The organism is Streptococcus mitis (assembly GCF_023109515.1).
Lineage (GTDB): Bacteria > Bacillota > Bacilli > Lactobacillales > Streptococcaceae > Streptococcus > Streptococcus mitis_CS.
Genome location: NZ_JALDUM010000001.1, coordinates 307794 through 329564 on the forward strand (window position 1 = coordinate 307794; position 21771 = coordinate 329564).

23 protein-coding genes are annotated in these 21771 nt (G+C 39.9%); 20 read left to right on the forward strand and 3 right to left on the reverse strand.

Annotated elements, in window-relative coordinates:
• Positions 1-153 precede the first annotated feature (153 nt).
• From M1G05_RS01615 to M1G05_RS01640, 6 genes are all read left to right on the forward strand, one after another.
• On the forward strand, positions 154-1056 hold the full coding sequence (locus M1G05_RS01615) for a DMT family transporter (RefSeq protein ID WP_247952881.1): 903 nt from the start codon (positions 154-156) through the stop codon (positions 1054-1056).
• Between the two features lie 149 nt (positions 1057-1205).
• A complete protein-coding gene (locus M1G05_RS01620; protein ID WP_247952882.1) occupies positions 1206-2063 on the forward strand; it encodes an alpha/beta fold hydrolase in 858 nt (285 codons plus the stop codon).
• 97 nt (positions 2064-2160) lie between these two features.
• Positions 2161-2949, forward strand: coding sequence for an alpha/beta fold hydrolase (locus tag M1G05_RS01625; RefSeq protein WP_247952883.1), 789 nt, complete (start codon positions 2161-2163; stop codon positions 2947-2949).
• A 30-nt stretch (positions 2950-2979) separates the two neighbouring features.
• Complete coding sequence (gene rimM / locus M1G05_RS01630) at positions 2980-3498, forward strand: ribosome maturation factor RimM (RefSeq protein WP_247952884.1); 519 nt, start codon at positions 2980-2982, stop codon at positions 3496-3498.
• Complete coding sequence (gene trmD / locus M1G05_RS01635) at positions 3488-4207, forward strand: tRNA (guanosine(37)-N1)-methyltransferase TrmD (protein WP_000686933.1); 720 nt, start codon at positions 3488-3490, stop codon at positions 4205-4207. The genes rimM and trmD overlap by 11 nt, the downstream gene beginning before the upstream one ends.
• 11 nt (positions 4208-4218) lie before the next feature.
• Positions 4219-4557: an ATP cone domain-containing protein gene (locus M1G05_RS01640; RefSeq protein WP_001196047.1), complete on the forward strand. Its 339-nt coding sequence runs from the start codon at positions 4219-4221 to the stop codon at positions 4555-4557.
• A 30-nt stretch (positions 4558-4587) separates the two neighbouring features.
• On the opposite strand, the gene M1G05_RS01645 is transcribed toward M1G05_RS01640, so the two are convergent.
• Positions 4588-4908, reverse strand: coding sequence for a hypothetical protein (locus M1G05_RS01645; RefSeq protein WP_001216097.1), 321 nt, complete (start codon positions 4906-4908; stop codon positions 4588-4590).
• Positions 4909-5006: 98 nt separating this feature from the next.
• Here M1G05_RS01645 and M1G05_RS01650 point away from each other — a divergent pair, with 98 nt between their 5' ends.
• Entirely contained in the window at positions 5007-5222 is a 216-nt protein-coding gene (locus M1G05_RS01650; RefSeq protein ID WP_247952885.1) for a YdbC family protein, read from the forward strand.
• A gap of 53 nt (positions 5223-5275) precedes the next feature.
• Here M1G05_RS01650 and M1G05_RS01655 read toward each other — a convergent pair whose 3' ends face one another.
• Complete coding sequence (locus M1G05_RS01655; protein ID WP_247952889.1) at positions 5276-5812, reverse strand: biotin transporter BioY; 537 nt, start codon at positions 5810-5812, stop codon at positions 5276-5278.
• A 195-nt stretch (positions 5813-6007) separates the two neighbouring features.
• Complete coding sequence (gene gor / locus M1G05_RS01660; RefSeq protein ID WP_247952894.1) at positions 6008-7354, reverse strand: glutathione-disulfide reductase; 1347 nt, start codon at positions 7352-7354, stop codon at positions 6008-6010.
• Between the two features lie 328 nt (positions 7355-7682).
• Here gor and M1G05_RS01665 point away from each other — a divergent pair, with 328 nt between their 5' ends.
• The 13 genes from M1G05_RS01665 to M1G05_RS01725 all read left to right on the forward strand — a co-directional run bounded on the left by M1G05_RS01665 (position 7683) and on the right by M1G05_RS01725 (position 21709).
• Positions 7683-8891, forward strand: coding sequence for an efflux RND transporter periplasmic adaptor subunit (locus tag M1G05_RS01665; protein WP_247953312.1), 1209 nt, complete (start codon positions 7683-7685; stop codon positions 8889-8891).
• Positions 8875-9576: an ABC transporter ATP-binding protein gene (locus M1G05_RS01670; RefSeq protein WP_125454525.1), complete on the forward strand. Its 702-nt coding sequence runs from the start codon at positions 8875-8877 to the stop codon at positions 9574-9576. Before M1G05_RS01665 ends, M1G05_RS01670 begins: the two co-directional genes overlap by 17 nt.
• A 1-nt stretch (position 9577) precedes the next feature.
• Positions 9578-10837 (forward strand): ABC transporter permease, encoded by a 1260-nt coding sequence (locus M1G05_RS01675; RefSeq protein WP_125392996.1) that lies wholly within the window; start codon positions 9578-9580, stop codon positions 10835-10837.
• Positions 10838-10960: 123 nt separating this feature from the next.
• On the forward strand, positions 10961-12958 hold the full coding sequence (gene metG, locus M1G05_RS01680) for a methionine--tRNA ligase (RefSeq protein ID WP_084926474.1): 1998 nt from the start codon (positions 10961-10963) through the stop codon (positions 12956-12958).
• A 328-nt stretch (positions 12959-13286) separates the two neighbouring features.
• A complete protein-coding gene (locus tag M1G05_RS01685) occupies positions 13287-13607 on the forward strand; it encodes a PadR family transcriptional regulator (protein WP_247952895.1) in 321 nt (106 codons plus the stop codon).
• Positions 13608-13610: 3 nt separating this feature from the next.
• Positions 13611-14426, forward strand: a complete 816-nt coding sequence (locus M1G05_RS01690; RefSeq protein ID WP_247952897.1) for a DUF1129 domain-containing protein — start codon at positions 13611-13613, stop codon at positions 14424-14426.
• Between the two features lie 74 nt (positions 14427-14500).
• Positions 14501-15427 carry an aldo/keto reductase gene (locus M1G05_RS01695; protein ID WP_247952899.1) on the forward strand — a complete coding sequence of 309 codons (927 nt, stop codon included), beginning with the start codon at positions 14501-14503 and terminating at the stop codon, positions 15425-15427.
• 135 nt (positions 15428-15562) lie between these two features.
• Complete coding sequence (locus M1G05_RS01700) at positions 15563-16594, forward strand: DNA/RNA non-specific endonuclease (RefSeq protein WP_247952901.1); 1032 nt, start codon at positions 15563-15565, stop codon at positions 16592-16594.
• Positions 16595-16699: 105 nt separating this feature from the next.
• Positions 16700-16936, forward strand: a complete 237-nt coding sequence (locus M1G05_RS01705) for a DUF2829 domain-containing protein (RefSeq protein WP_247952903.1) — start codon at positions 16700-16702, stop codon at positions 16934-16936.
• Positions 16929-17627, forward strand: coding sequence for a 3-oxoacyl-ACP reductase (locus M1G05_RS01710; RefSeq protein ID WP_247952904.1), 699 nt, complete (start codon positions 16929-16931; stop codon positions 17625-17627). Before M1G05_RS01705 ends, M1G05_RS01710 begins: the two co-directional genes overlap by 8 nt.
• 128 nt (positions 17628-17755) lie before the next feature.
• Positions 17756-18604, forward strand: coding sequence for a putative PEP-binding protein (locus M1G05_RS01715; RefSeq protein ID WP_345773050.1), 849 nt, complete (start codon positions 17756-17758; stop codon positions 18602-18604).
• Complete coding sequence (locus M1G05_RS01720; protein ID WP_247952906.1) at positions 18601-19041, forward strand: ASCH domain-containing protein; 441 nt, start codon at positions 18601-18603, stop codon at positions 19039-19041. Before M1G05_RS01715 ends, M1G05_RS01720 begins: the two co-directional genes overlap by 4 nt.
• 121 nt (positions 19042-19162) lie before the next feature.
• On the forward strand, positions 19163-21709 hold the full coding sequence (locus M1G05_RS01725; protein WP_247952908.1) for a M1 family metallopeptidase: 2547 nt from the start codon (positions 19163-19165) through the stop codon (positions 21707-21709).
• Positions 21710-21771 lie beyond the last annotated feature (62 nt).

Consider the following 21771-nt stretch of genomic DNA (forward strand, 5'->3'; position numbering starts at 1 on the left):
GCATTTATCAGCTTGAAAGAGTGATAGCAGGTATAAAATACTAATCCTAGAAATAGCATCTAGGATTCTACTATGCTACAATGGAAAGATAGTCTCAAAGAATTCTAGTTGATCTATCTTGAGAATAGCTACTTTTAAAGGGAGTAACAATCTATGAAAGAGAAAACAAAAGCTTACCTAGCAGCCTTATCCTTTTCAGCAATCATTGGATTTTCTTTTTTATTTACTAAGATTGCTTTAGGCTATGCCAGTCCTCTTACAAACTTAGCGCATCGCTATACAATCGCATCTTTAGTAATGGTCGTTCTTCATCAAACCAAACTTATCAAAGTGAGTTTAAGTAGAAAAGATATTCTTTCTATTCTTCCTATGAGTCTTTTCTATCCGCTTTTCTTTTTTATTTTTCAATCCTTTGCTTTACAGTATATATCGTCTTCTGAAGCTGGAATTTTACAGGCTCTTGTCCCGATTTTTACGCTCCTTTTAGCATCGGCCTTTCTCAAGGAAAAGACAAGCTTGCTTCAAAAGTTCTTTTTATTTTTATCCGTAGCAGGAGTAGTTTTCATCTTCCTTAGTAAAGGAGCTAACTTTGGTACTGAGACTGCTAGCTTGGGCTTTCTCTTGATGTTGGGATCTGTTCTCGCCAATGCAATAAACAATATACTCAGCAAGTCCAAAGGAGGACGCTATCGGGCTATGGATATGACAGCTGTTGTGATATTTGTTGGCTTCGTCGCCTTTAATACGCTGAGTCTGACCTCGCACTATCTAGAGGGGAACATATTAGCTTACTTTGCACCGCTCGGACAGCTTCCTTATCTGCTTTCAATTCTCTATTTGGGAATTTTAGCCTCTATCGTTACTGGTAGTCTCTCTATCTATGCTATTGTTCGACTTGGAGCATCAACCGTCAGTGTCTTTGGTAATCTTGGAACAGTTTTGACTATTCTAGCCGGAGCCCTTATCCTCCGCGAACCAATTTATAGCTACCATGTAATCGGAGCAACTTTGATTATTGCTGGAATTTTAGGCATGAATCTGATGAGAAAAAAGTAAAGATTGCTTAGCAGTCTTTTTCTTAATCCAAATGATACAGAAAATTCAAAATTTTTAATGGACTTAAGTTTAGAAAATGATGATTTTAATATGGCATGATAAAATAGATAAAAAGAATAATACTAGGATAAAGAAGAGAGAGTGTAGTAATGAAGCAAAATGATGTAGCTGAAGCTATTGCTTTTTATAACAGAAAACCTGAGACTTTGGTACGTCACATTATACCAGTCTTAGATTGTGATTTGGTTGTTTATCATCGTCCTAGCAACACAAATAAAGGCCACATTATTTTTTATCATGGAGCTTGTGGACGTAGTCAGATGTGGGCCTACCAGTATGATGCCTTTGAAGGATTTGACCTCTACTTTGTCAATGTTAGAGGACAGGGTGAATCACCTATGAAAGTTGGCTTACCCGACTTAGAAGGCGCTGTTCAAGATGTAGATGCTATTTTGTCCTATTTCCAGTTGGATAAGGTGATATTGGTCGGACATTCTTGGGGAGGAAATCCACTTCAAGAGTACACCTATCGCCATCCAGAAAGAGTTCTAGCCTTGGTCATGGTAGATAGTTGGGGACAGCATCGTTATCTATCAGATAAAGAGAGAAATCGCATAAAATATAGTTCTCTTATGTATAAAGCGATTCCTTGGAAGGTGATTGCAGATAAGAACTCAAAAATGTGTACAGACAATCCTATCACAAGAGAATTAGTCAAGACGGCCATTATAGAAACTGGGCGAGATGTTTTTTTGAACCTTGGAATCACAGGTTTTTTGGCTGTCCATGAGATAGAAGGTTATCATGGAAATCCTCCTATGCTATTAATAAGGGGCGAAAACGATTTTCCCAAACACCTAAAAATGATCTACGATGGTATCATTGCCTTAAATCCCAATGCGCGTCAAGTAACGATTTCAGATAGCAAACACCAACCTATGAATGACCATCCTGAAGAGTTTAATCAGATAATTGGTGAATTCTTTGAAGAAGTAGTAGCTCTGTAAGATGAGATTTATCCAACTTGAGAAAATCCTTGGAACATGATAAAATAAAGGATAAGGATTTTTAATAATTCATTATATAGAACGAGTGGGTTTCTTTATGAAGAGGTTTGAAGTATCTACAGAAATTGGTAGTCTCTCTGTTACTTATCAAAAACAAAAGAAAATGCTAGTTTGTTTAAGTGGCGCAGGTTTGCTACCAAGTTATGACAATTTTTCACTTATACTTGAAAAACTTCCTCCCACAATTGGTTATTTGACAATTGATTTTCCGAACACAGGTAGGAGTCCGATTCATGACCAAGCTGGAAAAAATCTAGATAATCTTGCAGATGTGGTTTATGAAGTACTTGAAGAATTAGGGATTTCTGAATATATACTTTGTGTACATAGTTTGAGTGGAATTTTAGCTTGTAAATTGCTCAAGAAACCAATTAAGTGTCAGGCTTTAGTAGCAATGGAACCGACAACTAAAAAAGTCATGTTTGCTGATTTTTCAGAAAATCCTTATCCAGAAATGGAAGAGCAGATGAGGCTGATTGACGAGTATGGTCCTGAACTTTATTTTAAGAACTTAACTCAAGCCACATTTAGCCCTGAAATTAATAAAGAAATCTGGGAAATAATGCAAGAAAAAGGCTCAGAGTTGGAAAATCAATATACAGGATTTCAGATATCTGGAGAGATTACTGAAGAAGATTTTGAGAATGTATTTATAGAATCTTATATCCCTGTATTTATTTTTTGTCAGCCTTATAGAGAAAAAGAGTACAGAGAATCAGAATATTGGACTTCCAATACTAAACTCATTTTAGGAGGGAATCACCATTATTTACAATGGTCAGAATCAGAAAAAATTGTGACTATTATTCGAGAATTGTCCGAATAAGATGGAAAGAAATAGAGTACAGGAGACAAGATGAACTACTTTAATGTTGGGAAAATCGTCAATACGCAGGGGTTGCAGGGTGAGATGCGAGTCTTGTCTGTGACGGATTTTGCAGAAGAACGGTTTAAAAAAGGGGCTGAGCTGGCTTTGTTTGATGAAAAAGATCAGTTTGTTCAAACAGTGACCATTGCTAGCCACCGTAAACAGAAGAACTTTGACATTATTAAATTCAAAGACATGTACCATATCAATGCTATTGAAAAGTACAAGGGATACAGTCTCAAGGTTGCTGAGGAAGATTTGAATGACCTAGACGATGGTGAATTTTATTATCACGAGATTATCGGTTTGGAAGTCTATGAGGGTGATAACTTGATTGGAACCATCAAAGAAATCCTGCAACCAGGTGCCAACGATGTCTGGGTGGTCAAGCGAAAATGCAAACGTGACTTGCTCTTGCCTTATATCCCACCAGTGGTTCTCAATGTTGATATTCCGAATAACCGCGTCGATGTGGAAATCTTAGAAGGGTTAGACGATGAAGATTGATATTTTAACCCTCTTTCCAGAGATGTTTTCTCCACTAGAGCACTCAATCGTTGGAAAGGCTCGAGAAAAAGGGCTCTTGGATATCCAGTATCATAATTTTCGAGAATATGCTGAAAAGGCCCGCCATGTCGACGATGAGCCTTACGGAGGCGGTCAGGGGATGTTGCTCCGAGCTCAACCCATTTTCGATGCCTTTGATGCTATTGAAAAGAAAAATCCGCGCGTTATTCTCCTTGATCCAGCTGGAAAGCAGTTTGATCAAGCCTATGCAGAGGATTTGGCTCAAGAGGAAGAGCTAATCTTTATCTGTGGGCACTATGAGGGTTATGATGAGCGGATTAAGACCTTGGTGACGGATGAGATTTCCCTAGGAGATTATGTCCTTACTGGTGGAGAATTGGCGGCCATGACTATGATTGATGCTACAGTTCGCCTGATTCCAGAAGTGATTGGCAAGGAGTCTAGCCACCAAGATGATAGTTTTTCTTCTGGTCTTCTCGAATACCCTCAGTATACACGTCCCTATGATTATCGAGGTATGGTTGTGCCAGATGTACTGATGAGTGGGCACCATGAAAAGATTCGTCAGTGGCGCCTGTATGAGAGTTTAAAGAAAACCTACGAGCGCAGACCAGATTTGCTTGAACATTATCAACTGACAGCAGAAGAAGAAAAAATGCTGGCAGAAATCAAAGAAAACAAAGAATAAAGGAGAAACCTATGCAAGTAATCAAACGTAATGGCGAAATTGCTGAATTTAATCCAGATAAGATTTACCAAGCTATCTTAAAGGCGGCCCAGACTGTCTATGTATTGACAGATGATTTGCGTCAAAACCTTGCACAAGTCACTAAGAAAGTCGTTTTGGATTTAGAAGAGGCCAAGGTAGAACGTGCTACCATTAGCATGATTCAGTCTATGGTTGAACATCGTTTATTGGGTGCAGGTTACATCACTATTGCAGAACACTACATTTCCTATCGTTTACAACGTGACTTGGAAAGAAGTGGTTATGGAGATCATATCGCCGTTCATTTACATTTTGAACAAATTCGCTAAGAAAAAAGAGTGGGATGAAGCAACTACATCTCACTCTTTCTTAAATCTATTTTTTTGGGCTGTTTGGACAGTTGAAGGGACAAATCGCAGGCGTTGAATATCGCTTATACGGATAATACGGGTCACATTTTTGGCAAAATTTTTCACGATAATTTGCTGGCGTTGCTGATCGTATTTGATGATATCACCTGTAAAACTTGCCTCAGACAAGATAAGGTGAACAGCAGTTTGTTTCTGGATAGCCTCTTCAATAGTGTCTGTAAGGGAGTTGCTTTCAGTCTGGTCAGGTTGGTCATGTCCATTTAAAAAATCATGTATTTTATCTAGAACTTGCTGGAATTTATGTCTCATAGTGGCCTCCCTTCTTTTATATCAATATTATATAAAATTTTCCTAAAATCTACAAGATTTTACGAATAAACTAATGAAAGCTAAAAAAGGAGAAGAAAATGGCAGAATTTACATTTGAAATCGAAGAGCACTTGTTGACTCTTTCTGAAAACGAAAAAGGTTGGACTAAGGAAATCAACCGTGTAAGCTTTAATGGTGCCCCTGCAAAGTTTGATATTCGTGCTTGGAGTCAAGACCATACTAAAATGGGCAAAGGGATTACTCTCTCCAATGAAGAATTTCAAACCATGGTGGATGCCTTTAAAGGAAACTAAATTTTCAAAATGAAAGAAAAGGATATTGAGTTATGACAACTCGATATCCTTTTTTAGTTAGCAAAGTAAGCCTGATTTTTAAGGCGTTGAAGTAATGGACGGCTAATCAAACTAATAGCTAGAAGTTTACCAAGGTCTGGAATGATAAAAGGAATGACCCCCACAACAAGAGCTTTTTCAAATGCCATTCCAGCTAGGAAATGCAAGCTGAGAATCCCTCCGACAAAGACAAGGGCATCACCCAAGAGGTTAGCAAGAAAAATGGTCACAATCCCGCTCTTGCTGTTGGTTAGAGAGGAAGTCAGTCCAGAGTACACAAGATAAAACCAAAGATAGCCTGCAGTAGGGCCAACTAAAGCCTGAAATCCTGCTCCACCTCCTGCAAAGACAGGAAGACCGATAGCGCCTAGAAGAAGATAGAGACCAACAGAAAGGACAGCCTCTCTCGGTCTAAAGACAGTAGCAATCAAGCCGATTGCAAAGTTTTGCAGAGTGAAGGGGACAGGTCCAATTGGAAGACTGATTTGTGCCAATACAGCAATGAGAGCAGCCCCAATAGCAGGGATAGCATAAACGTGAGCTTTTTTCAAAATAGTTAACCTCTTTTCTGATGTATAGTAACTATTATACTCGCAGTGGAATGATTGTCAACCAATTTTTAAAGATAAGGTAACAAAAACTGTAACGGCCGATTTTGCTTACTGGTTAACTTGGATAATTTTTTGTCGATTTATAAGATTTTAAAAAAGAAGCAGACACATTTGTATCAGCTTCTTTTATTTCGATTAACGCATGGTTACAAATTCTTCGGATGCAGTTGGGTGAATTGCCACGGTTGCATCAAAGTCTGCTTTGGTTGCTCCCATTTTGATAGCAACAGCAAATCCTTGGATCATTTCATCAACACCGTAGCCAATTCCATGAAGTCCGACAACTTTTTCTTCTGAACCAGCTGTTATCAATTTGAAACGAGTTTCTTGACGGTTGCCAGTGCAAGCAGAGTACATAGAAGTAAAGCTTGATTTGTAAACCTTGATTTGGTCTTGACCGTATTCTTTAATAGCTTGCTCTTCTGTCAAACCAACAGTTCCGATAGCAGGGTGTGAAAAGACAACAGTTGGAATAGTTGTGTAGTCCATTTTTGCAGTTGTTTTTCCGTTAAAGAGACGTTCAGACAAAGTACGTCCAGCTTTGATAGCAACTGGAGTTAGTTCTTTTTCACCTGTTACATCACCTAGAGCGTAGATTCCTTCAACAACAGTATTTTGGTATTCATCCACTTGGATAAAGCCACGTTCGTTCAGAGTTACTCCAGCTTTTTCAAGTTGCAAGCTCTTAACGTTTGGACGGCGACCTGTAGCCCAGATAACTTGGCTAGCTGTGTGACTAGTACCATCTTCAAAATGAATGGTAATACCTTCAACAGTTTTTTCTAACTTGACAGGGACTTTGTGAGTATGAAGTGGTAAGTTTGTTCTTTCCATTTCCTTGACCAAACCTTCAACGATGTAAGAATCAAAACCACGTAAAGGACGATCACGACGAACAAAGAGATCTGTCTTGACACCAAAGGTGTGGAGTACGCCAGCCAATTCAACGGCGATATAACCCGCGCCTAGAATAGCAACTGACTCTGGCAATTCTTCCCAAGCAAATACATCATCAGAAGAGCCACCTAGTTCAGCACCAGGAATGTCTGGAATACTTGGATGGGCACCAGTAGCAATCACGATATGTTTAGCACGAATCAGCTCACCATTTACGCTAACAGTATGAGAATCTATAAATTCAGCATGACCTTCAATCAAGTCTACTCCGTTGCGTTTAAAACTGCCATCATAAGAAGAACGAGCGCGATCAATATAGGCTTCACGATTGCGACGTAGGGTAGCAAAGTCAAAGTTAAGATCAGTAGTCTTAAAGCCGTAGTCTTCTCCAAATTGATGGAAAGTCTCAGCGATTTGCGCCCCGTACCACATGATTTTCTTAGGAACACAGCCGACGTTGACGCAGGTTCCACCTAGTTTCTTTTCCTCAATAACGGCCGCTTTAGCTCCGTGTTCACCAGCACGGTTCATGGTAGCAATTCCTCCACTACCTCCACCGATAGCAATGATATCATATTCTCTCATTTAAAACTCCTTTATACTCTTTGAAATAGTAGAGTGTCATTTTTTGATAGTCATATTCTATCTTTTTTTTTATCTGATTGCAAAAATCTGCTACGTTCAAAAAAATTAAAGAAAAGGCTTGCAAAAAGGAAAAATAAAGTGTATTATATAACTAGTACAATGGTAATAAAAATAAAGTGTATTATATAACTAGTACAATGGTAATAAAAATAAATTCCGAACAATAATCAAATCCTGAAATGTCATTATTTCGTTCTGAAAGGTTATTGTTTATATTTGCTAATTTTTATATAATATTGTTAAGGACTTTAAATCAAAAAGGAGTTTCATTATGAAGAAGAATCGTAAAGCTAAAAAGTGGCAATTGTATGCAGCAATCGGTGCTGCCAGTGTAGTTGTATTAGGTGCTGGGGGGATTTTGCTCTTTAGACAACCATCTCAGACCGCTGTAAAAGATGAGCCTACTCATCTTGTTGTTGCCAAGGAAGGAAGCGTGGCGTCCTCTGTTTTATTGTCAGGGACAGTAACAGCAAAAAATGAACAATATGTTTATTTTGATGCTAGTAAGGGAGATTTAGATGAAATCCTTGTTTCTGTGGGTGATAAGGTCAGCGAAGGACAGGCTTTAGTCAAGTACAGTAGTTCAGAAGCCCAGGCGGCCTATGATTCAGCTAGCCGAGCAGTAGCTAAGGCAGATCGTCATATCAATGAACTCAATCAAGCACGAAATGAAGCCGCTTCAGCTCCGGCTCCACAGTTACCAGCACCAGCAGGAGGCGAAGGAGCTGCAGGGCAAACTCCAGCTCCAGTCTCAGGAAATGCAGTTTCATCTATTGATGCACAACTAGGTGATGCTCGTGATGCCCGTGCAGATGCAGCGGCACAATTAAGCAAGGCTCAAAGTCAGTTGGATGCCATGACGGTTCTCAGTACCCTAGAGGGAACTGTGGTCGAAGTCAACCACAATGTTTCTAAATCTCCAACAGGAGCTAGTCAAGTAGTCGTTCATGTCGTAAGTAATGAAAACTTGCAAGTTAAGGGTGAACTATCTGAATATAACCTTGCCAACCTCTCTGTAGGACAAGAAGTAACCTTTACTTCTAAAGTTTACCAAGATAAGAGCTGGACAGGTAAGATTAGCTATATCTCTGACTATCCTAAAACTAGTGGCGAAGCAGCAAGTGCAGCTACTGCCGCAGCAGGTGGTAATTCTGGTTCTAAATATCCATATACCATCGATGTTACAAGTGAAATCGGTGACTTGAAACAAGGATTCTCAGTAAGTGTTGAGGTCAAGAATAAGAGTAAAGCCATTTTGGTTCCTCTAACAAGTGTTGTGACTGAAAATGATAAGAACTATGTCTGGGTGCTTGACGAGCAGAAAAAGGCCAAGAAAGTGGAAGTTGGTTTGGGTAATGCTGATGCAGACAACCAAGAAATCACTTCAGGTCTGACAAATGGAGTCAAGGTCATCAGTAACCCAACGTCTTCTCTAGAGGAAGGAAAAGAGGTGAAGGCTGATGAAGCAACTAATTAGTCTAAAAAATATCTGCAGAAGCTACCGTAATGGCGACCAAGAACTGCAGGTTCTCAAAAATATCAACCTAGAAGTGAATGAGGGTGAATTTGTTGCCATCATGGGACCATCTGGTTCTGGTAAGTCTACGCTGATGAATACGATTGGCATGTTGGATACACCAACCAGTGGAGAGTATTATCTTGAAGGTCAAGAAGTGGCTGGACTTGGTGAAAAACAACTAGCCAAGGTCCGCAACAAACAAATCGGATTTGTCTTTCAGCAGTTCTTTCTTCTATCCAAACTCAATGCTCTGCAAAATGTAGAATTGCCCTTGATTTATGCAGGAGTTTCAGCTTCAAAACGGCGCAAGTTAGCTGAGGAATATCTAGATAAGGTTGAATTGACAGAACGAAGTCACCATTTACCTTCGGAATTATCTGGTGGTCAAAAGCAACGTGTAGCTATTGCGCGTGCCTTGGTAAACAATCCTTCTATTATCCTAGCGGACGAACCGACAGGAGCCTTGGATACCAAAACAGGTAACCAAATCATGCAACTATTGGTTGAACTAAATAAAGAAGGAAAAACCATTATCATGGTAACGCATGAGCCTGAGATCGCTGCTTATGCCAAACGCCAGATTGTCATTCGAGATGGAGTTATTTCATCTGATAGTGCTCAGTTAGAAAAGGAGGAAAACTAAGATGCAGAATCTGAAATTTGCCTTTTCATCTATCATGGCTCACAAGATGCGCTCTTTTCTCACTATGATTGGGATTATCATTGGTGTTTCATCTGTTGTTGTGATTATGGCTCTGGGAGATTCCATGTCTCGTCAGATCAATAAAAATATGACCAAGTCACAGAAGAATATCCATGTCTTTTTCTCGCCTATCAAAAGTAAAGATGGTTCTTTTACCCAAAAGCAATCAGCTTTGACAGTCTCTGGTAAAGAAGAGGAAGTCCATGTTGAACCGCCAAAACCGCAAGAAGCTTGGGTTAAGGAGGCGGCCAAACTTAAGGGTGTAGATAGTTACTATGTAACCAACTCGACAAATACGACCCTGTCTTATAAAGATAAAAAGGTTGAGCGCGCTAGCTTGACAGGTGGAAATATTACTTACATGAAGGCGGTTGAAAATGAAATTGTTGCAGGCCGAAGTCTCATAGCTCAGGATTATAAAGATGTGGCCAGTGTCATTTTGCTAGACCAAGAACTTGCTAATAGTTTGTTTGGATCTGCTCAAGAAGCTGTTAACAAGATTATAGATGTTGGTGGCTTTAGTTATCGTGTCATTGGTGTCTATACTAGCGATGAAGCCAAGGCTGTCAAGACATTTGGTATTGGTGGACTTCCTATTACGACTAATATTTCTCTTGCCAATAACTTCAATATGGATGAAATTTCTGATATTGTTTTCCGAGTTAATGATACCAGTTTGACACCAACTGTAGGACCAGAATTAGCTAGAAAAATGACTGAAATTGCTAGTCTTCAACAAGGAGAGTATCAGGTGGCAGATGCGACTGCAGCCTTCCAAGAAGTACAACAACTTTTTGGATTTATAACTACGATTATTAGTGCCATTGCGGGGATTTCCCTCTTTGTTGGTGGGACTGGTGTGATGAACATTATGCTTGTTTCGGTGACGGAGCGTACGCGTGAGATTGGTCTCCGTAAGGCTTTGGGTGCAACACGTGCTAATATTTTAATTCAGTTTTTGATTGAATCCATGATTTTGACCTTGCTAGGCGGAGTCATTGGTTTGACAATTGCGACAGGGTTAACCGCTATAGCTGGTCTACTCTTGCAAGGATTGATAGCTGGTATAGAAGTAGGAGTATCAATCCCAGTTGCCCTATTTAGTCTTGCGGTTTCGGCTAGCGTGGGTATGATTTTTGGGGTCTTACCAGCCAACAAGGCATCGAAGCTTGATCCAATCGAAGCCCTTCGTTATGAATAAGATCAACAAGATGGACACTTGTCTATCTTGTTTTTGTATGGATTTCCCTATCGAAAATCCTTAAAAATGTGATATAATGAAGTGTGAGAAAAACAGGTTTCATTTGCCTGGAAAGGAAAAATTATGTCTGAAAAGAATTTTTATATTACAACACCGATTTACTATCCATCTGGTAAACTTCATATCGGTTCTGCCTACACAACCATCGCTTGTGATGTCCTAGCCCGTTACAAACGCCTCATGGGCTACGATGTCTTTTATCTGACAGGTCTTGATGAGCACGGTCAAAAGATTCAACAAAAAGCAGAAGAAGCTGGTATCACACCCCAATCCTATGTTGATGGGATGGCAGTTGGAGTTAAAGAACTCTGGCACTTACTAGATATATCATACGATAAATTTATCCGCACAACTGATGACTACCATGAAAAAGTTGTCGCACAAGTCTTTGAACGCTTGCTGGCTCAAGATGACATCTATTTGGGTGAATATTCTGGTTGGTATTCAGTTTCAGATGAGGAATTCTTTACAGAAAGCCAGCTTGCAGAAGTTTTCCGTGACGAAGCTGGAAATGTAACTGGTGGTATCGCTCCATCAGGTCACGAAGTGGAATGGGTATCTGAAGAGTCTTATTTCCTTCGTCTTAGCAAGTACCAAGACCGTCTAGTAGAATTTTTCAAAGCTCATCCTGAATTTATCACTCCAGATGGTCGTCTGAATGAAATGCTTCGCAACTTTATCGAGCCAGGTTTAGAGGATTTGGCGGTTTCTCGTACAACCTTTACATGGGGTGTGCCAGTGCCATCTAATCCTAAACACGTTGTCTACGTTTGGATTGATGCCCTTCTTAACTATGCGACAGCTCTTGGCTACGGTCAAGATGAACATGGTAACTTTGACAAGTTCTGGAATGGAACAGTCTTCCACATGGTAGGAAAAGACATCCTTCGATTCCACTCAATCTACTGGCCAATCCTTCTTATGATGCTCGATATCAAATTGCCAGATCGTCTGATTGCCCATGGTTGGTTTGTCATGAAAGACGGCAAAATGTCTAAGTCTAAAGGAAATGTCGTTTACCCTGAAATGTTGGTAGAGCGTTATGGACTAGATCCGCTTCGTTACTATCTCATGCGTAGCCTTCCAGTTGGTTCAGACGGAACCTTCACTCCAGAAGACTATGTAGGCCGTATCAACTATGAATTGGCCAATGACCTTGGAAACCTCCTTAACCGTACGGTTTCTATGATTAATAAATACTTTGACGGGCAAGTCCCTGCCTATGTAGAAGGTGTAACAGAGTTTGACCATGCTCTTGCTGACGTCGCAGAACAATCAATCGCTGACTACCACACCTACATGGAAGCAGTTGACTACCCACGTGCACTTGAAGCAGTCTGGACCCTTATCTCTCGTACCAATAAATACATCGATGAGACCGCACCATGGGTCTTGGCCAAGGATGAAGCTCTTCGCGACCAATTAGCAAGTGTTATGAGCCACTTGGCAGCTAGCCTTCGTGTTGTAGCTCACTTGATTGAGCCGTTTATGATGGAAACCAGTCGTGCAGTCTTAAATCAACTTGGCTTGGAAGAAGTAGCGAGCCTTGAAAACTTGAGCTTGGTTGATTTCCCTGCAGGTGTAACTGTAGTTGCTAAGGGAACTCCAATCTTCCCACGTCTGGATATGGAAGAAGAAATCGCCTATATCAAGGAACAAATGGAAGGCAACAAACCAGCAGTCGAGAAAGAATGGAATCCAGATGAAGTTGAACTCAAACTAAACAAGGAAGAAATCAAGTTTGAAGATTTTGACAAGGTCGAAATCCGTGTCGCAGAAGTCAAAGAAGTGTCTAAAGTAGAAGGTTCAGATAAGTTGCTTCAATTCCGCTTGGATGCTGGTGATGGTCAAGATCGTCAAATCCTCTCAGGAATTGCAAAATACTATCCAAACGAACAAGAATTGGTCGGCAAGAAAGTCCAAATCGTTGCCAATCTCAAACCACGTAAAATGATGAAGAAATATGTCAGCCAAGGTATGATCCTATCAGCTGAACATGATGGAAAATTAACCCTTCTCACAGTTGATCCAGCTGTACCGAATGGAAGTGTGATTGGGTAACAATAGACAGGACTAGTTCATGCTAGTTCTGTTTTTTATTTACACTCAATGAAAATCAAAGAGCAAACTAGGAAACTAGCCGCAAGTTGCTCAAGACACTGCTTTAAGGTTGTAGATAGAACTGACGAAGTCAGATCAAAACATGATTTTGAGGTTGTAGATGAAACTGACCAAGTCAGTAACCATACATACGGCAAGGCGACGCTGACGTGGTTTGAAGAGATTTTCGAAGAGTATTAACTATTATGCTTTACAAACTAGTGTGGAAGTGGTATATTATAGATGAAGCTACTAGTAGGTATTACAAAATAGATAGAAGGGGGAAGGAATGAAAGAAACTCAACTATTAAAAGGTGTTCTTGAAGGTTGTGTCTTGGATATGATTGGTCAAAAAGAGCGATATGGTTATGAGTTGGTTCAGACGTTGCGAGAGGCTGGATTTGATACTATCGTTCCAGGAACTATTTACCCATTATTGCAAAAGTTAGAAAAAAATCAATGGATAAGAGGCGACATGCGTCCGTCGCCAGATGGTCCAGATCGGAAGTATTTTTCATTAACGAAAGAAGGAGAAGAGCGTGTTTTGGTCTTTTGGCAACAATGGGACGATTTGAGTCAAAAAGTAGAAGGAATTAAGAATGGAGGGTAAACTATGACGAAAATGAAGTATTATGAAGAAACAAGCGCTTTGCTGCATGAGTTTTCTGAGGAGAATCAGCAGTATTTTGAGGAACTGTGGGATAGTTTTAATCTTGCTGGATTTCTCTATGATGAGGACTATCTCAGAGAGCAGATTTATTTGATGATGTTAGATTTCTCAGAAGCAGAACGAGATGGCATGAGTGCAGAGGATTATTTAGGTAAGAATCCTAAAAAAATAATGAAAGAGATTCTCAAGGAAGCACCACGCAGTTCTATCAAGGAGTCCCTTTTGACACCAATTTTTGTCCTAGCGATATTACGTTACTATCATCTACTGGGTGATTTTTCTAAAGGTCCTCTCTTAACAGTCAATTTGCTTACTTTTTTAGGGCAACTTCTTCTTTTTCTGATTGGATTTGCTCTTGTGGCCACAATCTTACGTTGGGGCTTAGTCCAAGATTCTCCTAAAATGAAAATTGGCACCTATATTGTCGTTGGGATTCTTGTTCTGCTAGTTGTTCTGGGATATGTAGGAATAGGAAGTTTTGTACAAGAAGGAGCATTTTATCTTCCTGCTCCCTGGGATAGTTTGTCTGTCTTTACGATTTCCCTAGTCATCAGTATTTGGAATTGGAAAGAACCGATTTTTCGTCCCTTTGTTAGTATGATTATTGCCCATCTTGTGGTAGGTTCTCTGCTTCGTTACTATGAGTGGATGGGAATTTCAAATGTTTTCCTTACAAAATTCATTCCTTTAGCTGTTCTTTTTATTGGCATTTTTCTCTTGTTCCGTGGGTTTAAGAAGATAAAATGGAGTGAAATATAGTCAAAAAGCCGTTGCAAAGCGGTTTTTTGTTATAATGAAGGGAAGAATGTTAGAAATTAAAGGAGAAAAATTTGATGAGATACATAACTCTTGGTCAAGATGACAAAGAATTATCAGAAATTGTTCTTGGAATGATGAGAATAGAAGATAAGTCTGTAAAAGAAGTTGAAGAGCTTGTAGAAACAGCACTTTCTGTTGGAATCAATGCTTTCGACTTGGCTGATATATATGGTCGTGGTCGTTGTGAAGAACTGTTAGGTCTTGTCCTAAAAAATCGTCCAGATTTAAGAGAAGAGATGTGGATTCAGTCCAAATGTGGCATTCGCATTGAAGAATTTACCTATTTTGATTTTTCTAAGGACTATATTATAAAATCAGTTGACAGAATTTTGCAAAGATTGAAGATTGATCATCTAGATAGCTTGCTTCTTCATCGACCAGATGCTTTGATGGAATCTGACCAAGTAGCAGAAGCCTTTGATCTCCTTTATAAACAAGGTAAGGTTCGAAATTTTGGAGTTTCTAATCAAAATCCTATGATGATGGAGTTACTTAAAAAAGATGTCAAGCAGCCGTTAGCTGTTAATCAGCTACAATTGAGTGCTGCTTTTACTCCAGGATTCGAATCAGGTTTTCATGTTAATATGGAAGATAGTCAAGCAGCTATGCGAGATGGCAGCATTTTTGAATATTGCCAATTACACGATGTGGTCATTCAAGCATGGTCTGTCTTACAATTCGGGTATTTTAAAGGGAATTTTGTTGGAAATGAGAAATTTCAAGCTTTAAATCAAGTACTTGAGCGTTTAGCTATTAAATATGGAGTAACCTCTTCAACTATTGCCATTTCTTGGATATTGCGTTATCCAGCAAAAATGCAGGCAGTCGTAGGTACAACAAATCCTAAGCACTTGAGAGAAGTTAGCCAAGCGGCAAACTTTAGCTTAACAAGAAAAGAATGGTATGAAATTTATCTTGCTGCAGGGAATAATTTGCCGTAAGTATAAGCAGATGTAAATAAATCACAGTCAAAAAGCCGTTGTAAAGCGGTTTTTTTGTTATAATGATATATAATGCGATTGATTGTTTTGATATATTATATTAAAATGGAACAAAAATGCTAAAGGATGTTAAATATGAAGAAGTTGGTTTATGCGAGTCTAGCCTTTTTATCAGTCTTTACTTTGGCGGCTTGTTCTGGTCATAAGGAAGAAGCAAAAGTTCCAGAAGTAAAAGTGGAACAAAAACAAGCCAAGTTTGATGAAAAGTTGTTCAAAGAAGCAGGTATACTGCCTTTTAAAAGTGAAAAACAGCTTGAACTTGGCGAACTAGATTCTAAAAATCGTGCGACGGGTGCTCATATTCAGCTAAAGGATAGCGATGAGCCAACTGAGAAAAGAGATTCAAAATTGACCTATGATCCAGTAGGGTGGCACAACTATAAATTCTTTTACGGAGATGGCCGGGAAGAAGCTTGGTTGATGAGTAGAGGTCATTTGATTGGCTACCAATTTAGTGGTTTGAATGATGAAAAGAGAAATTTAGTTCCTATGACTAACTGGCTCAATGCTGGAAATTATTCTGGGACTGATGAACACAACCAGAGTAGTATGCTTTATTATGAAAATCGATTAGATTCATGGCTCGCTAATCATCCTAACTACTATCTTGATTATAAGGTGACGCCAATTTATCAAAATGATGAGCTTATTCCTAGACAGATAGGGTTGCAATATGTAGGGATTGATGAAAATGGTAAGCTCTTAGAAATTAAGTTGGGTAGCAGTAAGGAAAAGGTGGATAAGTATTCTGTGACGCATGTCGTTTTAGACAATGTTTCGGCTAATGCAGAAATTAACTATTTGGATGGTACTGCTAAAAACCTAGTTGAAGACGCAAAGGTAAAAGAAGAAAAAGAAAAAGCCGAGAAGGAAGCTGAGGAAAAGGCTAAGAAAGAGGCGGAGGAAAAAGCAGAAGCCGAGAAGAAGGCGAAAGAAGAGGAAGAAAAGGCTCGTCAAGCAGAACAAGAAAAGGAAGAGAGTCAGGAATCAAACACGCAATCAGCAAATTCAGGTGGTTATTTCAAAGATTCCAGAGGAAGATGGCATAAACCAAATGGCAAGTATGCCTCTAAGAAAGAAATTAAAGCAGCTGGATTAACTTGGTAATCATGTAAATGATGGAATAATAAAATAAATCACAGTCAAAAAGCCGTTGCAAAGCGGTTTTTTGTTATAATGAAGGGAAGAATTATTGATTTTAAAGGAGAAAACATGACATTTGAAGAGATCCTACCGGGGTTAAAGGCTAAGAAAAAATATGTACGAACTGGTTGGGGAGATGCTGAAAACTATGTTCAACTTTTTGACACCATTGAACAAAACGGGGTTGCACTTGAAGTGACACCTTATTTCCTAATCAACGTGTCTGGAGAAGGAGAAGGTTTTTCCATGTGGAGTCCGACACCTTGTGATGTTTTGGCGACAGATTGGGTAGAAGTGAATGACTAAACGTGTATTGATTACAGGAGTGAGTTCAGGTATTGGTCTGGCTCAAGGTCGACTTTTTTTAGAGAAGGACTATCAAGTTTATGGAGTTGACCAAGGTGAAAATCCACTCTTAGAGGGTGATTTCCACTTTTTACAGAGAGATTTAACTTTGGACTTGGAGCCTATTTTTGACTGGTGTCCTCAGGTTGATGTTTTGTGCAATACTGCTGGAGTTTTGGATGATTATAAACCCCTATTGGAACAATCAGCGCAGGAAATTCAAGAGATTTTTGAAATTAACTACGTTACTCCAGTTGAGTTGACTCGCTATTATTTGACACAAATGCTGGAGAATAAAAAAGGGATTATTATCAATATGTGCTCCATCGCTTCGAGTTTAGCTGGTGGCGGTGGACACGCCTATACCTCATCTAAGCATGCTTTGGCTGGATTTACCAAGCAGTTGGCTCTAGACTATGCTGAAGTTGGGATTCAGGTTTTTGGTATCGCTCCAGGAGCAGTCAAGACAGCTATGACCGCTGCCGACTTTGAACCAGGTGGCTTAGCAGACTGGGTGGCGAGTGAAACACCAATCAAACGTTGGATTAAGCCAGAGGAAATAGCAGAGATTAGCCTTTTCTTAGCAAGTGGAAAAGCAAGCGCCATGCAAGGACAAATTCTGACAATAGATGGTGGCTGGTCTTTGAAATAGGAGGATTTGGCTGGATATTCAAGAGATTACAGAAGAAAATGCATCGCCATTAGTCTTGAAGATTAAGTCTGAATTATTAGGATTTCCAGAACTGGACAAGACTTCTTACATGAATTGGAAGGTGAATGATGAAAAACCAACTTGCTCTTAGTGGAGAAAAAATTCTTGAAAAAGTTTATCCTCAACTATTTCACCACATTGGAATGATTCGTGGGGAATACTTGTTGAGAGAGCTCAATCAAAACATCATATTAGCAAGTTGTCAGCAATTTGTAAAAGATTATCTAGAGACTATCTGCTCCCTGTACTCAGATGAAGAAATTTGGTATCGCTTTTCTGAATTAACGAATACAGAAGCTAATTGTCTAAAGGGGACTAAAGAGTATTTTGATGAAAATCATCCCTTATTTGGATATAGAGGAACTAGGCGTTTGCTGGCGTGTCCGGATGAATTTCAGGCTGAGGCAAATGTCGTCAAAGAAGTTTATCAAACCAATCCCAATCTATCTGTTATCTTTCCTTTTGTCAATGATGCTGAGCAGTTAAAGCAAGCTATTACAGTATTGCGTCAGCAGGGTTTTACTGGGAAAATTGCCACGATGATTGAATTACCGTCAGCGTATTTTGACTTGGATAGGATATTGGAAACTGGCATTTCAAAGATTGTAGTTGGAATGAATGATTTGACTTCTTTTGTTTTTGCGACTGTGAGAAACAGTCAATGGCATGATATGGAAAGTCCAATTATGTTAGATATGCTAAGAGATATGCAGGATAAAGCAAGGATGAAAAAGATTGATTTTGCTGTAGCAGGCTATCTGAATACTTCTTTCATACAAAAAATGAATCAGATGGGTATCAAGTGCATTATCCACTACAGTTCTATTCCAGAGATTTTTAATTTAGAGATTGACCATCCAGACCACCTCAAACGTGTAAAAGAAGAAAGTAAAAAATTACAAAGGAGATACCTATGACACCGCAAGAAATGTGGAATGCCTACAAGAAAATCAATCCTTCGATTGGAGATGAAATCGATGCCTGGGCTTTTGGAGTAGATGCCGATCTCTTGGCAGATTTGGTTTTAAAAGGAGAAAAGACGGCAACAGCTTCAGCCTACGACCTCTATGCACTAGAAGATGAACCCCTTCCGCAAGAAGGGACCTTCGATGTCATTTTAAATAGCCAAGATCAAGCTGTCTGTATTGTCGAAATTACAAAGGTTTCTGTTGAACCCTTCAATCAAGTTTCTGCTCAACATGCCTACAAGGAAGGTGAGGGAGACAAGACACTTGTCTATTGGCGTCAGGTTCATGAGGAATTTTTTACCGATTGTCTAAGGGAGGCTGGGCTGGCTTTTACACCTGACAGCAAGGTTGTTTTAGAAGAATTTCGCAAGGTCTACCCACTGTAGGCTATTAGAAGGAAGAAAGTTTTGGAAATCGCCGTCCAATCCTTTTTTCTCAAGCAAAACATGATATAATAAGTTTGTTTGAAGAAGAGCTCTAGCTCTTAAACTTAGATAGGAGAAAACTATGCAAGCAGTTGAACATTTTATTAAGCAATTTGTTCCTGAACATTATGATTTATTTTTAGACTTGAGTCGTGAGACCAAGACTTTTTCTGGGAAGGTGACCATCAATGGTCAAGCACAGAGTGACCGTATTTCCCTTCACCAAAAAGACTTGGGAATCGCTTCTGTAGAAGTTGCAGGGGAAGCTCGCCCATTTACAGTTGACCATGACAATGAAGCCCTTCATATTGAACTTGCGGAAGCAGGTCAAGTTGAAGTGGTTATCGCCTTTTCTGGTAAAATCACAGACAACATGACAGGGATTTATCCTTCTTATTACACAGTTGATGGAGTCAAGAAGGAAGTCTTGTCAACTCAGTTCGAGAGCCATTTTGCGCGCGAAGCCTTCCCATGTGTGGATGAGCCAGAAGCCAAAGCAACTTTTGACCTTTCTTTACGTTTTGACCAAGCAGAAGGTGAATTGGCCTTGTCTAACATGCCAGAAATCGATGTTGAAAAACGTAAGGAAACAGGTATCTGGAAGTTTGAGACAACACCTCGCATGTCTTCTTACTTATTAGCCTTTGTTGCGGGTGATCTGCAAGGTGTGACTGCTAAAACTAAAAACGGTACTCTTGTAGGTGTTTTCTCAACCAAGGCTCACCCACTATCTAACCTTGATTTCTCATTGGATATCGCTGTTCGCTCCATCGAGTTTTACGAAGATTACTATGGAGTTAAGTATCCGATCCCTCAATCTCTCCATATCGCCCTTCCTGACTTCTCAGCTGGTGCTATGGAAAACTGGGGTCTTGTAACTTATCGCGAAGTTTACTTGGTTGTGGATGAGAACTCAACATTTGCTAGCCGTCAACAAGTTGCCCTTGTTGTGGCACATGAATTGGCTCACCAATGGTTTGGTAACCTCGTAACGATGAAATGGTGGGATGACCTTTGGCTCAATGAAAGCTTCGCCAATATGATGGAATATGTCTGTGTGGATGCTATTGAACCAAGCTGGAATATCTTTGAAGATTTCCAAACAGGTGGTGTTCCGTCTGCCTTGAAACGTGATGCGACTGATGGTGTTCAGTCTGTTCACGTCGAAGTTAAACATCCAGATGAAATCAATACGCTCTTTGACGGAGCTATCGTCTATGCCAAAGGAAGCCGTCTCATGCACATGCTTCGTCGTTGGCTAGGAGATGCTGATTTCGCTAAAGGTTTGCACGCTTACTTTGAAAAACATCAATACAGCAATACCATTGGTCGTGACCTTTGGGATGCTCTTGGTCAAGCGTCTGGACGTGATGTCGCAGCCTTCATGGATTCTTGGTTGGAACAACCTGGTTATCCAGTTCTCACTGTCAAAGTTGAAAATGATGTCTTGAAGATTTCACAAAAACAATTCTTCATCGGTGAGCACGAAGATAAGAACCGTCTCTGGGTTGTGCCACTAAACAGCAACTGGAAAGGCTTGCCTGATACACTCGAAACTGAAAGCATCGAAATCCCTGGCTATGCAGCCCTTCTTGCTGAAAACAAAACAGCACTTCGTCTCAACACTGAAAATACAGCCCACTACATTACCGACTATCAAGGAGACTTGTTAGATGCTGTTCTTGCTGACCTAGTTGAGCTTGATAACACAAGTAAACTGCAGATCGTTCAAGAACGTCGTCTGCTTGCTGAAGCAGGGCACATTTCTTATGCTGACTTGCTTCCAGTCCTTGATAAACTTGCTAAGGAAGAATCTTACCTTGTCGTTTCAGCTGTTTCTCAAGTAATTTCTGCCCTCGAGCGCTTTATCGATGAAGGAACAGAAGCTGAAAGAGCCTTCAAAGACTTGGTTGCTAAATTGGCTCGTCATAATTATGACCGTCTTGGTTTTGAAGCTAAAGACGGAGAATCAGATGAGGATGAATTGGTTCGTCAGTTGGCTGTTTCTATGATGATTCGCTCAAATGATGCAGAAGCTAGTCAAGTCGCTAGCCAAATCTTCGCGGCTCACAAGGAGAATCTTGCAGGACTTCCAGCAGCTATTCGCTCACAAGTTCTGATCAATGAGATGAAACATCATGAGGCTAAAGACTTGTTAGCACTTTATCTTGATACTTATACTCACGCAACAGATGCTGTCTTTAAACGTCAGTTGGCAGCAGCTCTTGCTTACAGTACAGATGCGGACAATATCCAAACCTTGATTATTTCTTGGAAGGACAAATTTGTGGTCAAACCACAAGATTTGTCTGCTTGGTACTTCCAGTTCTTAAGCCATCAAGCAACTCAGGAAACAGCATGGTCTTGGGCGCGTGAAAACTGGGCTTGGATTAAGGCGGCCCTTGGAGGAGATATGAGCTTTGATAGCTTTGTTATCCTTCCTGCACACGTATTTAAGACTCAGCAACGCTTGGCAGAGTACAAGGAATTCTTTGAACCGCAACTTTCTGACCTTGCTCTTAGCCGTAATATCGGTATGGGAATCAAGGAAATTGCAGCGCGTGTTGACTTGATTAACCGTGAAAAAACTGCAGTGGAAGCAGTCGTTCTTCAATACGGAAACGCATAAATAAGCCTAAAATAAAAAGAAAACTCAGCTATCTCATGTAAAATGTAGAGAGTTGAGTTTTT